The organism is Celerinatantimonas yamalensis (genome assembly GCF_046054155.1).
In the GTDB taxonomy this organism is placed as follows: Bacteria; Pseudomonadota; Gammaproteobacteria; order Enterobacterales; family Celerinatantimonadaceae; genus Celerinatantimonas; species Celerinatantimonas yamalensis.
Genome location: NZ_JBEQCT010000003.1, coordinates 284,219 through 298,264 on the forward strand (window position 1 = coordinate 284,219; position 14,046 = coordinate 298,264).

At 45.6% G+C, this 14,046-nt stretch carries 13 protein-coding genes; 9 read left to right on the forward strand and 4 right to left on the reverse strand.

Going from position 1 to position 14,046, the window contains the following annotated elements:
* The first annotated feature begins 318 nt into the window (after window positions 1-318).
* Both ABUE30_RS09345 and ABUE30_RS09350 read left to right on the forward strand, forming a co-directional pair.
* Window positions 319-1,269, forward strand: a complete 951-nt coding sequence (locus tag ABUE30_RS09345) for an aldo/keto reductase (protein WP_408623477.1) — start codon at window positions 319-321, stop codon at window positions 1,267-1,269.
* Between the two features lie 409 nt (window positions 1,270-1,678).
* On the forward strand, window positions 1,679-2,575 hold the full coding sequence (locus tag ABUE30_RS09350) for a cupredoxin domain-containing protein (RefSeq protein WP_408623478.1): 897 nt from the start codon (window positions 1,679-1,681) through the stop codon (window positions 2,573-2,575).
* Between the two features lie 65 nt (window positions 2,576-2,640).
* Here ABUE30_RS09350 and ABUE30_RS09355 read toward each other — a convergent pair whose 3' ends face one another.
* A complete protein-coding gene (locus tag ABUE30_RS09355; protein ID WP_408623479.1) occupies window positions 2,641-3,192 on the reverse strand; it encodes a flavodoxin family protein in 552 nt (183 codons plus the stop codon).
* A gap of 163 nt (window positions 3,193-3,355) precedes the next feature.
* On the opposite strand from ABUE30_RS09355, the gene ABUE30_RS09360 reads away from it, so the two are divergent.
* Both ABUE30_RS09360 and ABUE30_RS09365 read left to right on the forward strand, forming a co-directional pair.
* Window positions 3,356-3,601 carry a winged helix-turn-helix transcriptional regulator gene (locus ABUE30_RS09360; RefSeq protein WP_408623480.1) on the forward strand — a complete coding sequence of 82 codons (246 nt, stop codon included), beginning with the start codon at window positions 3,356-3,358 and terminating at the stop codon, window positions 3,599-3,601.
* A gap of 248 nt (window positions 3,602-3,849) precedes the next feature.
* On the forward strand, window positions 3,850-5,061 hold the full coding sequence (locus tag ABUE30_RS09365) for a multidrug efflux MFS transporter (protein WP_408623481.1): 1,212 nt from the start codon (window positions 3,850-3,852) through the stop codon (window positions 5,059-5,061).
* Window positions 5,062-5,098: 37 nt separating this feature from the next.
* Here the strand turns inward: ABUE30_RS09365 and ABUE30_RS09370 are convergent, their stop codons facing one another.
* Window positions 5,099-5,515: a VOC family protein gene (locus ABUE30_RS09370; RefSeq protein WP_408623482.1), complete on the reverse strand. Its 417-nt coding sequence runs from the start codon at window positions 5,513-5,515 to the stop codon at window positions 5,099-5,101.
* A 121-nt stretch (window positions 5,516-5,636) separates the two neighbouring features.
* Between ABUE30_RS09370 and soxR the strand changes: the two genes are divergently transcribed.
* A complete protein-coding gene (soxR, locus tag ABUE30_RS09375) occupies window positions 5,637-6,089 on the forward strand; it encodes a redox-sensitive transcriptional activator SoxR (RefSeq protein WP_408623483.1) in 453 nt (150 codons plus the stop codon).
* On the opposite strand, the gene ABUE30_RS09380 is transcribed toward soxR, so the two are convergent.
* Window positions 6,053-6,493 carry a GNAT family N-acetyltransferase gene (locus tag ABUE30_RS09380; RefSeq protein ID WP_408623484.1) on the reverse strand — a complete coding sequence of 147 codons (441 nt, stop codon included), beginning with the start codon at window positions 6,491-6,493 and terminating at the stop codon, window positions 6,053-6,055. The two genes, soxR and ABUE30_RS09380, sit on opposite strands and share 37 nt — an antisense overlap.
* 142 nt (window positions 6,494-6,635) lie before the next feature.
* Between ABUE30_RS09380 and ABUE30_RS09385 the strand changes: the two genes are divergently transcribed.
* Window positions 6,636-7,121, forward strand: coding sequence for a peptidoglycan-binding domain-containing protein (locus tag ABUE30_RS09385; protein WP_408623485.1), 486 nt, complete (start codon window positions 6,636-6,638; stop codon window positions 7,119-7,121).
* A gap of 35 nt (window positions 7,122-7,156) precedes the next feature.
* Here ABUE30_RS09385 and ABUE30_RS09390 read toward each other — a convergent pair whose 3' ends face one another.
* Window positions 7,157-8,158 carry a bile acid:sodium symporter family protein gene (locus ABUE30_RS09390; protein WP_408623486.1) on the reverse strand — a complete coding sequence of 334 codons (1,002 nt, stop codon included), beginning with the start codon at window positions 8,156-8,158 and terminating at the stop codon, window positions 7,157-7,159.
* Between the two features lie 79 nt (window positions 8,159-8,237).
* Between ABUE30_RS09390 and ABUE30_RS09395 the strand changes: the two genes are divergently transcribed.
* From ABUE30_RS09395 to ABUE30_RS09405, 3 genes are read left to right on the forward strand one after another with little or no spacing between them, the layout of a single operon-like run.
* Window positions 8,238-9,017 (forward strand): AraC family transcriptional regulator, encoded by a 780-nt coding sequence (locus tag ABUE30_RS09395; RefSeq protein ID WP_408623487.1) that lies wholly within the window; start codon window positions 8,238-8,240, stop codon window positions 9,015-9,017.
* A gap of 29 nt (window positions 9,018-9,046) precedes the next feature.
* Window positions 9,047-10,297 (forward strand): exonuclease SbcCD subunit D C-terminal domain-containing protein, encoded by a 1,251-nt coding sequence (locus ABUE30_RS09400; RefSeq protein ID WP_408623488.1) that lies wholly within the window; start codon window positions 9,047-9,049, stop codon window positions 10,295-10,297.
* Window positions 10,294-13,998, forward strand: a complete 3,705-nt coding sequence (locus ABUE30_RS09405; RefSeq protein ID WP_408623489.1) for an AAA family ATPase — start codon at window positions 10,294-10,296, stop codon at window positions 13,996-13,998. The genes ABUE30_RS09400 and ABUE30_RS09405 overlap by 4 nt, the downstream gene beginning before the upstream one ends.
* Window positions 13,999-14,046: the final 48 nt, after the last annotated feature.

Here is a 14,046-nt window from a genome sequence, read left to right on the forward strand (position 1 = left end):
TAAGATCAATACCATTGAGGTAAGTAAAGTGATCGATCTGCGTATTGATTCTGGAATCGTGGCCTTATTATCCATCTTTTGTTCTACCAGCCTTGTTAACCCGAAAGTTATCTAATGTTTTGTTTAAATATAGTGGCTAATACATTGTCATGATGTTTTTTCGTAACAGATTATGCTGTTAATTTAGCCAACAATTGACTTTTCGCCTTATTAGCGGTTGCATGGTGGTGGTGTACATGCCTAGGGTTTTTGAAAAACTATCGATTCACCATTAGGTTAGGTTCATTATTCATTCTATTAAGCAAAGGAGTTAGGGTTATGCAATGTATTCCGTTAGGTCAGAGTGGGTTGTCTATTCCACCGATTGTTTTTGGAGGGAATGTGTTTGGGTGGACACTAGACAAAGCGCAATCGTTTCGCATGTTAGATCAACTTTATGAGGCGGGACTGCGCAGCATTGATACTGCTGACGTTTACTCTAGCTGGGTAGATGGCAATCAAGGCGGCGAGTCAGAAACAATTATAGGGGAATGGCTGCATGCTCGCCCTGGTTATCGTGATAATATCGTGTTGATGACCAAAGTGGGCGCCGACTTAGGCAATGACCACGGTGGGTTGAGTGAGCAATGGGTGTCGCAGGCATTAGAGGATTCGTTAAAGCGGCTGCAAACGGATTATATTGACTTATATCAATCGCATTGGCCTGATGAACATACACCACATGAAGAAACTTTGGGGACGTATCAGCGGCTGCTTGATGCTGGTAAAATTCGTGCAATTGGTGCCTCAAATTACAATTTATCGCAAATGGAACAAGCAGCTAGTGCTGCAAAAAATCACGGATTAACAGCGTATCAAAGTTTACAGCCTGAGTTTAATCTTTATGATCGTGAGGGCTTTGCTAAGCCATTGCAACAGTGGGTGCAAGCGCATTCAGTGGGAGTGATCCCCTATTTTAGTTTGGCCAGTGGATTTTTATCGGGTAAATACCGCAATCGAGCTGATTTGGAAGGACAGCCTCGGGCTAATAGGGTGGAAAAATATGCGAATGAAAAAGGCTTTAAGCTGATTGGTCAACTCATTCATATGGCCCAAGATTATCAAGCCGAGCCTGCTGAAGTGGCACTCGCGTGGTTGATTGCTCACCCCGCTGTCACTGCTCCGATCGCTAGTGCGACCAAATCAAGTCATATTAATAGCCTATTAAAGGCGATGGAACTTACATTATCTGATAGTGATTGGCAGCAGCTTGATCACATGATGGACTAACTGATTGCAGCGCTACGTTGAAGGGCGTCGTTAATATAGCGGCCGAGCTAGGTTTGACTAACTACGTGGCTTATCTTTGCCTGCTGTTGATGCATTGTTTTTAAAGCGTTGATGGATGATTTGATTGATATCAATCACTGATTTTTTGGGTGTTTTGGCTGATTTTTAAATGGGCCTAGGATGATTCAAACATTCTGTCTGAGCAAGTAAGAGGTGGGCGAACCTCTACAAATGCATTAGGTCTGCTTGATGACACGCGTATCGAGGCCTGTGTGATTCAGACCTCTTTATTCGTTGATAGCAAACCAGCTTTCAGTTTCTGTTTCAGCTAATGTAGTCATGTCGTGATATGCTAAGAGGTAATAAAGAGTTTTATTCCGCCATACCATGGTATCGATGAGGTATATGTATGGATCGTTGCAACTGGCTGTGCGCTGCGGCTATTTCTTTTTTAATTGCGCCATTAGGGCACGCCGGAGAAGTGCTGCCTCAGGTAAATGTTACGTTGACTCAGCATTGTTTGTTGCAAGCATTACAAACGTCTGCTGGCAAAGTGCAATTTGTCATCACTAATCAAAGTCATCATCCCATGGGATGGGCAATTTTTGATAATAAGCAACTTGTTGATCTGCAAGATGATATTGCAAGTGGTCAAACTCAGAGCATGATTGTCGATTTAGAGCCTGGGCATTATACTACCCGCTGCCTGCTTCCCACTGAAAAACAGGGACAACTGACCGCGCAAGCTGTTGCTAAAGTGACGCAATATCAGTTGAGTGTTCATGACATTGAAAAAATGGTAACAGATTATCAAGCCTATTTGGTTTCTCAGGGGCAACAAGCGGAACAGCTTGCTAGCCAATGGCAAGGCGGTGATGTGGCGCTTAACTTTGCTGTTAGTTATTACTCGCTATTGCCTTTTGCCACAGCATTTAACGCATTGCCAAGTGAGGATCGGTTAGGCGGCAAAGCGGATGATATTGGTGCACTACGTGCCCAGATCAACCAGTTCAAAACGGTGACGACGACGCAACAACTCCCTTTATCGGTGTTGATTATGCAGTTACAGAAAAATTTAACGCAGCCCGCACAAGGTGGCGCTCGTTGGTTGGGATTGATGCAAGACACACGCAAATTAGTCGATATTGTCACCCCTGTTGTTGCAAAGCTTAGTCAAAGCACAGTGGCGGCTGCAGAGTCAAATTTAGCGACTTGGAAAAAAGGTGACAATCCCGATATTCGCCAACAAATTCGCGCCGATCTCGCGCACATTGCTAATCAACTGAAGTTGGCTGATACCAATTAGCTTGATAGTCGCTCTAAGCGTTGAGACAAAATATCAGGGGGCATCCCCCCTGATATGTTTCGTTGTTAGGCCCATTTAGCGGCCAATTCATTGATACGCTTACCAAAGGCTTCGGCCGTTTTTAGATCGCCTGTTGGAATAGCCTCCGCATCTGCATCGCTAGGTGCTTGAACCAATAAACCCGCTGATCCCCCTAGATTGTTCAGGTCATCACGGGTAGCAGCTAGTGTGTTTGCAGGGAGAATATCGAGACTTATCCATAACCCGCCGTGTTGCGCAGCCAAGGTTTGTAGGTAAGATAATGTCATTTGTTTGTCACCGTTAAGGCTGCCACTGACACTAAATCCGGCAAATAATTTGTTTGACCATCCACGGTTAAACCAAACTTTAGATGAGGTATCCGCAAATTTTTTGAACTGCCAGCTTGGCCCACCCATGTAAGTTGGTGTACCAAAGACAATGGCGTCAGACTCAGCTAAGGTTTGCCAATCAGTATCGCTGATATCGCCTTCGCTGTTAATTTCAATTAATTTTGCGTGTGCACTTTGAGCAACAATTTCTGCAATCTTTTTGGTATGACCATAGCCTGAATGAAAAATGACACTTACTTGACTCATTATTTAGTCCTTTTCTCGTCAATTAATAAATTTAAATGCGATATTGAGCTGATGGCATATTACTATCCATTGACTCAATTATAGAGTACAGATGATAAGTTATTTTTGATAGTACCCACCAAAAGGTGAGTGTCTATGGTAAGCGGTGAGTTGCCCAATACGTATGACGAAGGGCGGCGTTTCATCAAGCTTGCTTCTTTCCGACGGTGCCAAGCCTGTCACCAAAGTTACGCAGCGTTGGCCGATAGTTTTAGCACAAAAGCACTACCGTTTTAACAAATTGCGGCGTAAAATAATCGGTATTAGTAAAAAGATGTTGCCTCAAACGCTCAAAACGCTTGGGCACAAGATGGTTTCGTTCAATACTTCGTTCAGTCTGCTAGACCTTATTATGTTGACTATAGCTTGACACCACTCGATCGTTAGATTGAGCTGCAGTTGTTGCCTTAGCCCTATGGATTGAAGACCACTTTGCAATGAAGTCACCACACGAATGATCATCATTAACTTTGCTATTGCCCAAAGTACGTGTTATCGCGCCAACTACTTATTTTAGTGCAAAACTATACCTGAGGACTGCCATCTGCTGGAGGTCTTCATTCGTCTCAATTCTGTAAGCTGGCTTATAGTTGGCTATCAGTTGTTATAGGTTACTCAATGGACCGTTCTTGGAAACTTAATCTATTGGCTTTATGGCTAGGCTGCTTTTTAGTCGGGCTGGGCATGAGCCAAATTTTGCCATTTTTACCCCTTTATCTGCAACAACTTGGGGTCACAGGGCAGGCTGATTTGAGTTTATGGTCGGGGTTGGTTTTTAGTGGTTCATTTATTGTATCTGCTATGGTTTCACCGTTCTGGGGAAAACTTGCCGACCAACGAGGCCGCAAACTGATGCTGCTGCGGGCCTCATTGGGAATGGCTATTTTGATGGCGGCCCAAGGGTTTGTGTCGGCCCCATGGCAATTAATGGGGCTACGCATGTTGATGGGCTTAACCTCCGGCTATATTCCTAATGCGATGGCGTTAGCTGCTGCTGAAATGCCGCGTGAGCGCACAGGTTGGGCGCTTGGAACACTCACCACTGGGCAAGTGAGTGGCGTGATCCTCGGGCCATTGATTGGTGGGATGATGGCCGATCAGATGGGGTTTAGAATTGTATTTTTAGTCACTGGTGGGCTGCTTTTCTGCTGTTTTCTTTGTACGTGGTATTTGGTGCACGAACAATTTGAGCGTCCCGCTCGTGATGAAAAACCACTCACGCGCCAGCAGGTCTTTGCATCGTTATCTTCTCCCGGCTTGGTATTGGGGTTATTTATCGCCACGATGATGATTCAGTTAGCGAATGGTTCGATTAATCCTATTTTGACCTTGTTTGTGTCGCAACTTTCAGAAAACACCCATAATTTGGCATTTATCAGTGGGGTGATTGCGGCTGTTCCTGGTGTGTCTGCATTGTTTTCTGCATCTTGGCTGGGCAAGCTGGGTGATCGCATCGGAAGTGGTCGTATTTTGCTGGTGGCGTTAACCATGACCGCTGCGTTATTACTGATGGTTTCATTGGTGCAAAATACTTTTGAGCTGGGATTAATACGCTTTTTAATGGGATTTTGTGATGGTGCTATGATGCCGGCTGTGCAAGCACTACTAGCGCAGCAAGTGAGTGGCAAAGTGCTTGGGCGAATTTTCGGCTATAACCAATCCTTTTTGTATTTAGGTAGTGTCGTCGGACCGATGCTGGGCGCTGGGGTTTCAGCGTACATGGGGTATCGCTGGGTCTTTGTGATTTCAGCGGTGTTAGTATTAGTGAATTTATTTCAAATGCACTATTACCTAAACCAACCTGACATGGCACGCACTAAGTCAGCATAGGCTCGTCAGCAACGAGCCTATAGTCATCTGCCTTGATTTATTCGTAGTGATAACGCTGCTCAAAACGTTGACTGAAATATTCAATCAGCTCCCATTCCAGGCCACTGTGATCAAAGAAATACAAACGCCTACGATAAGTTTCATTCGGGGTTGCCATTGAGCGTCTGTAACCGGCCGCAATTAATTCTGTTTCAATTTCATCTAAGTTTTCAACCTGTAATCCCCAATGGTTAACGCCAAGTTGGTGATAGGGTATTCGCTTGGAATTCACGCGTGATTGATCACGAGGCTCTTGCAGGGCTAAATAATGCTGGTTATTACCAACATGAACCCAATGATGCTGAGGGGTTTCGCCGCGATGGCGAAGCCGAAAATCGGGGGCGACAATCGCTAAAAATTGTAGGGTTTGTTCAATGCTGCGCACCGTGATATTGGCATGTTCTAAAATAGTCATAATGGCTCCTGATCGATGAATTAGATTCATTCTAAAAGCTCAAGTTAACTTGAGATCAAGAAGTTATTTAGTTATTTTTAAAGCTAAATTTTCGATCTATTTTTTAAATGCAGGGCATGTGATGGAACAATTACTCAATATAGGCAAAGTCGTGAAGCGCAGTGGGGTTGCCGCCTCGACATTGCATTACTATGAAACGCGCGGCTTAATTCAAAGTGTCCGTAGTCCGGGCAATCAACGTCGTTACCATCGTGATGTATTGCGCCGAGTTGCGCTGATTAAAGTGGCACAAAACTTAGGGGTGAGTCTGAGTGAAATTGAACAAGCGTTTAAGCAATTACCTGAAGGCCGTATTGCCAAGCAGCGAGATTGGCAAAATTTAGCCAAGGTTTGGCAATTACAATTAGATCAGCGAATCAGCCAGTTAACCCAATTGCGAGGGCAATTAAGTCATTGTATCGGTTGTGGTTGCCTGTCTGTAGAGGATTGTCCGCTACGCAATCCTGCCGATCAATTAGCCACTAAAGGTAGTGGGGCTCAACTTTTAGATGGGGGAATGTCGGTTACATCATAAATAAATAGATGCTGTGATTTTTGCCAACTAAAGCCATGTTGCTGATAAAACTGATGCGCTCGTTCTCGTTTGACTTGGCTTCGTACGCGCAGCTCAATGCTTTGTTGGCAAGCGAGCTGTTTCACCCAATCAAGCAGTTGCTGACCAATACCTTGACCTCGGTAAGCTTCGTCGACTACAAATGCAAGGATCTCTAAATGTTCGCCACTCGTTAACTGATATTGGCGATCAAGTTGCAGCCAAGCGAGTACTTGCGCATTTTGTTCATATACCCAAATCTGCTGATGGGCGCCTAACTTGTTGATGCGTTGCTGCACTTGCTCAATCGTTACTGGATAACCTAATTGGCCACTTAATAAGGCGATGCGAGCATGGTCTGAGGGAATGGCTTGACGAATGGACATAAGATCTCTAGGTCGATGATAACGATTAATATTAGCATGCGATTATGACAATTCGCTATGTATATAGGCAGTTAACCCAATTGTTCGATTGTCTTGCTTGAGTGATGATAAGTCTCACAAGTTAACACGAAAGGTATTCATCATGAAAAAGACGGTTGTTGCTTTATGTTTAACGATGGTTATGTCTCCGTTGGTGTTTGCTGATGCGCCTGTGACAGACATGAGTACTCCGGAGCAGTCGAGTACTGAGCCGACGCTGCAACAAAAAGCGCAGACAATGGAGAAAGATGTTAAGCAAAAAGCTGAGGTTGCGGGTCAAGATGTGACACAAAAAACGCATCAGGTAATCACTCAAACTGAAAAGTCAGTGAAAAAATGGAAAGCAGAGTCAGCCACTAAAAGTCATAAGATGATAAAAGCTGTACAAGCTGATCTTAAAGAGCTTGGTTATAAAGTGGGGCAGATCGATGGGATGATTGGGGCAAAAACTAAAGCAGCCATTCGTAAATTCCAAGCAGATCATCATCAAACCAGCGATGGCCAAATTACTCAGAAGCTTAAAAATACACTGCAAAAAGTCAAAGCAACATTGAGTGGTCAATCGTCTAACGAGCAATCATCTCAATAAATGGCAGTGAAAGGGGCCAAGGCCCCCTTCACTATTCATCCGTTAGCTATATTGCTATTCTGAGCCGCTTTGGTCGACAGGCGATTGGCAATAATGGCACAGACAAAAATCTGAATTGGATGATAGAGCATAATTGGCAGAAGTAACATTCCCAAGATTGGACTTGCGCCAAAGATAACTTTAGCCATCGGTACTCCCGCTGCGAGCGTCTTTTTAGTTCCGCAGAATAGGCCAGCAGCGAAATCTTCATCATTAAATTTAATCCATTTGGCGACAAAAAATAGGATCAGCATCACCACTGTTAAAATAATGCAGCACAAGACAATGGCGAGTAATAAAGTGCTTAGCTCAAAATCATGCCAAATTCCTCGAATGACTGAGTCAGAAAATGCATTGAATATAATGAGCAAGATGACAAATTTATCGAGTTTGCCGGTAATGCTTTTATAGCGGCGCATCCATTCTCCGATGAGAGGGCGCAGCAGTTGGCCTAACACCATAGGGAGTAGTAACATATAGGCAATATGCAGCACAGTTTGTTCGATATCCATATGCCCATTACTCAATCCAATAAATAATTTAACGTACAACGGCGTTAAAAATATCCCCAGTACACTTGATAGTGAAGCGTTAAAGATAGCACCTGGAATGTTTCCTTTAGCAATGGCTGTCATCGCCACCGATGATGAAATTGTACTGGGTAATACCAATAGATAACAAAAGCCGTAGGCTAATGGTTGCGGCATCAGAGTTTGAAAATAGTGGCCAAAAAGTAACCAAATAAGGGGGTAGAGAACAAATGTTGCCGCTTGGGTATAGATGTGTAATCCCCAGTTACTCATGCCTTGACGAATATCTTTGGGAGATAATGCAATGCCGTGTAATAAAAAGACCAAAGCAATCCCATACTGCGTGACAATATTTAGATGAAGTGGTCCGACACTCGATCCCCAGTGTGGGATAAGAATTGCCAATCCAATGGCGATCAGCATGCCAAATAAAAACCATTCTTTTTTTAATTTTTGCCAAATTATCACGTTGCTCTTCCCATTGTCACATCCGATAAAATAGCGTAAAAGATCTACTCATTGTTATCTGTCGATATAATGCAAAAAAATGTCGAGAATAAGCCATCATCGCACTATCCCAGATTTTGACTCGCTGCCAAGACCGGTTTATGCCCGTCCTGAACAGTGGGATGATCAAGGGAGCCAAACCAGTTGGCATCAACACCCGTGGGGGCAATTTTCCTATGCAGCATCTGGTATTTTAACCGTGTTAACGCCAGATGCGCGTTATGTCGCACCGCCTCAATATGCCATTTGGGTCCCCGCTGGCGTTGAACATCAAGTCGTGTCAAAGACAGCTACGCAGATGCAAAGCCTTTATATAGAGGCATCAGCGTTGACTCAGTCGCGCTGGCGTGATGCGCAAGTGTTAGATGTCTCATTGTTGGTGCGGGAATTAATTAAGCAGTTTTGCCAGCAGGAGCCTTTGTGGCAAGAGAGTAGTTCTGAAAAGCGTCTCGCTCAGGTGTTACTTGATCAAATTGCACAGCTTCCTTGCGCGCGAACGCAACTGCCACTACCGTCGGATCGACGCTTACAAGCATTATGTCAAATCTTGCAGAATCAACCAGATAGCTGCGCTACAATGGTTCAACTGGCCACACAAGTAGGTATTTCTAGTCGCAATGTGAGTCGCTTATTTGTGCAGCAGACCGGCATGAATTTTAGGCAATGGCGACAACGCCTGCGCTTGTTATATGCCTTGGATTATTTAGAGCAAAATCAGCGTGTGACGGATGTGGCATTGGCCTGTGGGTATGATTCGCTTTCTGCATTTGTGGCGGCTTTTCGGGAGCAATTTGGGGTTACACCCGGACAATATACTTAAGTAATTTTACCATAATAACAAGGGGTTATATGCAATCAGCGCTTAAGATCCTGCATACAGCTGACTGGCACTTAGGGCATCAGTTGCACGGCTATAGCCGATATCACGAACACCAAGTTTTTCTTGACTGGCTTTCTGAACAAATTGAGACGTATGACGTTGATATATTGTGTGTTAGCGGTGATCTCTTTGATACCGCTAATCCGTCGGCGACGAGCTGGCAGCAGTTATATCAATTTTTGGCTTATATCACCCATCGATGCCCTGGATTGCAAGTTATCATGGTGGCAGGAAATCATGATTCGCCCAGTAAAATCAGTGCACCGGGTGAATTATTGGCTCATTTTGACTTGCATTTGGTGGGGCAGGTTCATAAAAGTGAAAACGGTCAGCCGGAATTAAACAGATTGCTGATCCCTATGAAAAATCGTCAAGGTGAATTGCAAGGGTGGGCATTAGCCGTTCCATTTTTACGAGCCAGTGATCTGGTTTTAGATAGTCAGATCGGTGATGGTCAACAGCGCTGGCAGCAGGCCATTACGACGCTTTATCAGCAGTTAGGGGAATTGGCTGAATCGGTGCGTCAGCCAGGGCAAATGCTGATGGCGATTGGACATGGCCATATTCGTGGCGGTCAAGTTTCAGAACTGTCAGAGCGCCAGATTCTTATGGGGGGAGAACATGCCCTTCCAGCGAATATATTTCCGGCGAGTTGTGATTATGTTGCGTTGGGGCATTTGCATTTAGGTCAGAAAATTAGTGCACCGATCCCAATTCACTATAGCGGTTCGCCCTTGCCGCTGTCGCTCAGTGAACGGCGTTATCATCACCATGTGCAATTAGTCACGTGGCAACATCAGCAGGTGTCTATACACCCCCTAAATGTGCCACGGCATTGTCAAATGTTGCAAATCCCCAGTGAGCCCAAACCGTTACCAGAAGTATTGACTGAATTAGCTCAGCTACCCGTTTATCAAGGTGCATTGGATGGGGCACCCTATTTAGAGGTACAGGTGCGATTGGAAACCCCTGTTGCACATTTGCGTGAGCAGGTGATGCAAGCTATTAGCGATAAAGGGATGCGTTTAACACGTATTCGTAGCGTCTATCCAGATAGTAATTCGCAAGGCTATAGCCACTACAACGGCCGTGATTTAGATGAGCTCACACCGGTGCAGGTGTTTGAGTTGTGTTACCAGAAACAATATCAGCAAATGCCGGGTGACGAGTTAATGCAGGCATTTGCTCAAGTTGTCCGTGAAGTTGAGGAACAGCAATGAAAATTATCGCTATTCGCGGAGAAAATATCGCCAGCTTAGCGGGTTCATTTGCCGTTGAGTTCGGTTCTGAGCCATTAGCAGAGCAGGGGCTTATTGCCATCACCGGTAAAACCGGCAGCGGCAAAAGTACGTTGCTTGATTGTTTGTGCTTGGCTCTTTATGAACAGGTGCCGCGTTTTGAAGATCAATCTCGCACGGTTGAAATAGGCGAAGAGCAAAATGATAAGCTTAAAGCCAACGATGTGCGACATTTGGTGAGCCGCGGGATGGCACATGCCAGCGCAGAGGTTGAATTTATCGTCAATGACGGCAAACGCTATCTAGCGCGTTGGCAAGTACGACGAGCACGTAACCAGATCAGCGGACGTTGGCAGGCCAGTAGCCGTGAACTACTTGATTGCCAAACTGATCAACCCTTCAGCGCCAATAAACGTGAATTTCAACAGATCATTAATGATCTGGTTGGGCTTGATTATGAGCAATTTCGCCGTTCGGTTATGCTCGCTCAAGGCGATTTTGCCGCATTTTTAAAAGCGCCAGAAGATCAACGTTCTGCTTTGCTCGAGCGGATGACGGGCACGTCGTTGTATAGCCAAATTTCTCAGCAAGTGTATGAAAACTATAAGCAGCAATCACAAGCTTTGACAAATCTACGTGCCCGGATGCAAGAGGTTGAACTACTCGATGAAGAAACGGTCACCCAGCTGCAAGGGCAATTAACACAGGCGCAAACACGTCAAACGCAGTTGCAACAGGTCAAACAAGTCAACCAAAAGCTCAGCCAGCAGTTACTTGATTTAGACAGTGCAAATGCGGCGGTGCAATCTGTTGCCAATACGATTAACACCCATCAACAAGAGCACGTTTTGATTGAATCGCAGCGTCAACAATTAACCCAGTTGGGTCAAGTTGAACCACTGCGAGAAAATTATCAAGCGCGAGCGCGGCTGGCGCAAGCCTTAGCTCGGCAAGATGAACAGCAACGTCATTTGGACAAGATTTATCAAGAGCAGGTTGTCGCAACGGAACAGACGCAGCAGCAAACTCAACAGGCGCGTGAAGCACTGACGTTATTTTCAAAAGAGCAAGATGATCGAGCCCAAGAGTTAGAAACGGCTCGAATGTTAGAAGAACAGCACAAATTGCTATATCAACAGCAGCTCAATCGCCAGCCAGAATTGGCGGACACGCACCAGCAACTCGCCAAGCAGCGGCTATTGTCTCAAGATTTAGACGCGCAACTTCAAAGCTTGGAGGCTGAAGTGCAAACGCTAAATCGCTGGCTTGATGCGCATCAGGTCGAGGCTTTGTGGACACAGCACTATGCACAGATAGAGCATCTGCTACATGATTATCAACGCATACAACAGCAGCAAATCCGTCGCCAAACTCAATTGCAGGATTATCAGCACAATCACGATGAGGCAAAGCTATTTGAACAACGTTTGAACGAGTTAAATCAAGCGTTGGCATTGGTTGACGCAAAACGCCAACCTTTTGCCGAGATAAACCAACATGAAAATCAGCTACGAGAAGCGTATCAGCAACTGACGACGTTATTAGATAGTACCCAGCATCAGCAATCGGCGCTGACTCAAGCGTTGCAGTTCGCTGAACAATACCATGCAGCTCAGCAAAAAATAGTGAGTTGTCAGCCTGCTCTTGATGACATCTACGCGTCACAATATGGCGATAACCAGCAGTTAGAGCAACTCAATGCCCAGGTGAGCGAGTTGCAAAACCAATATAATTTGGCCCGTCAAGTCGTTGAGTTGGATGATTATCGCCAGCAGTTGCAAGTTGATGTACCTTGTCCGCTCTGTGGCAGTAAGCATCATCCCTATCTGGATGAACGTGCCAACGCTCCGGTACAGTCCATTTTGACGCAATTGTCGCAGCGCATTGATGTATTAAACCAGCAACGCCAACACTACCAAGCGCGCCTCTTTAGTGCACCGCAACAAATAGACATGCTTGTTCAGCAGCGTATTGAGGCGGAAGAGATCCGAACTTACAGTCAAGAGCATTTAGCCACACTGGCACAAGATCTCGGTGAATCTCTCTCGACTCTGTTGGAGCTGGCCCATGTAACTTCGCGTTATCAACAAATAGCGGCTCAAGTCAATGAATTGCTAGAGCGGCGCCAAGCGCTTGAGATGAAATGGCAACGATTGAGCGAAGCGAAAGTGCTTCGAGATGATCTCGACAATGAGTTTCAGCATCTCAGTCAATTACGCGATCAACAAGCAACACAGCAGCAATTGTGTCAGCAACGTCTAGAACAGCTGAGCACAGCTCTAGAACATGACGCTGATCAAAGTGAACAATTGGTGCAAATGGGCGCGCAGCTTAGTGAGCGGTTGGGGGATATCGAATGGCAATCTCAGCTGCATCATTATGGTCTCGTCGCGCTGTTAAGCTGGTTGCATGAACAGGTTAGCGAGTACCAAGCAAATGCGCAACGCCACGCCGTGCTTATCACGCAGTGTCAGCAACAACAAGCGCAGTGTCAGCAGCAGAGGCTTAGATGCGAGCACGCTGAGCGAGTGTATCAACAATGCCAGAGCCAAGTTGATGAACTCGTTGAGCAAATAAGCGGTATTGAGCAGCAAGCGAAGCAGCTTTTAGATGGATTCGGCGTGATACAATGGCAACAACAAATGCAGCAGCGTCAGCACCAGTTAGACGGTGTGATTGAGCAGACTCAGCTTAGATTCAGTGAACAAGAACGCGTAAAAAACGACACCCATAGCCGCTTGCAAGCGTTAGCCGAGCAGCAACGACGTGATCGCAGCGAACTAGGCACGTTGCAGCAAGATTGGCAGCATGCATTAGAACGCTTGGATGCAACAGCCGAACGGGTGGAACAGCTATTATCGCTGCCAAGTACATCGGTCGAATCGATGCGTCATCAAGTGCAACATTATGAACAAACGATGGTTGCACTGAAAACCGAACTACAGCAGAAGCGTCAGCACGCCGATACTTTACTTGAAGCGCTACAACATCAGCAACAGATCTTGACTGAGCAGCTCCAAGCACTTGATTTGGATAATATGGATGTACTGATTGAGGTTATGAACCAGTTGGCCGAAGATATCTATCAGATACGTTCAAAACTCGATCAAAATGCTCAATCACACCAGCGCTATCACGCTCTTGATACTGATTATCAGCAGCGGCTAAACGCTTGTAGTGTTTGGGAGCAACTCAATGCGCTGATTGGTTCCGCCAGTGGGGCGAAATTTAGAACCTTTGCCCAGCAACTGACATTAGATAAATTACTATTTGAAGCCAATCATCAATTGACTGAATTAGCGCCTCGCTATCGATTGCAACGCATCCCCGGACAGTCGCTGGCTTTGCAGGTGGTTGACCTTGATATGGGTGATGAAGTGCGTACATTGGCGAGTCTCTCTGGTGGTGAAACCTTCTTGGTGTCACTCGCTCTGGCGCTGGCTTTGTCAGCGGTGTCATCACGTAATTTGCAGATCCAATCGCTGTTTATCGATGAAGGATTCGGTTCACTTGATCCTGAAAGTTTGGATGTGGTGTTAAGTTGTTTAGATAAGCTGCAGGCTAGTGGCCGCCAAGTGACGGCTATTTCGCATGTGCAACCGATGGTTGAGCGTATCAGTGCGAAAATCCAATTGCGAGCCCTAGGCGGTGGGCGGAGCCGTTTGGATACGGTGATTAGTTAATGGCTAGAGACGTCGCGTAACACGCGTTCAAAGGGAAGTCGGCGTGTG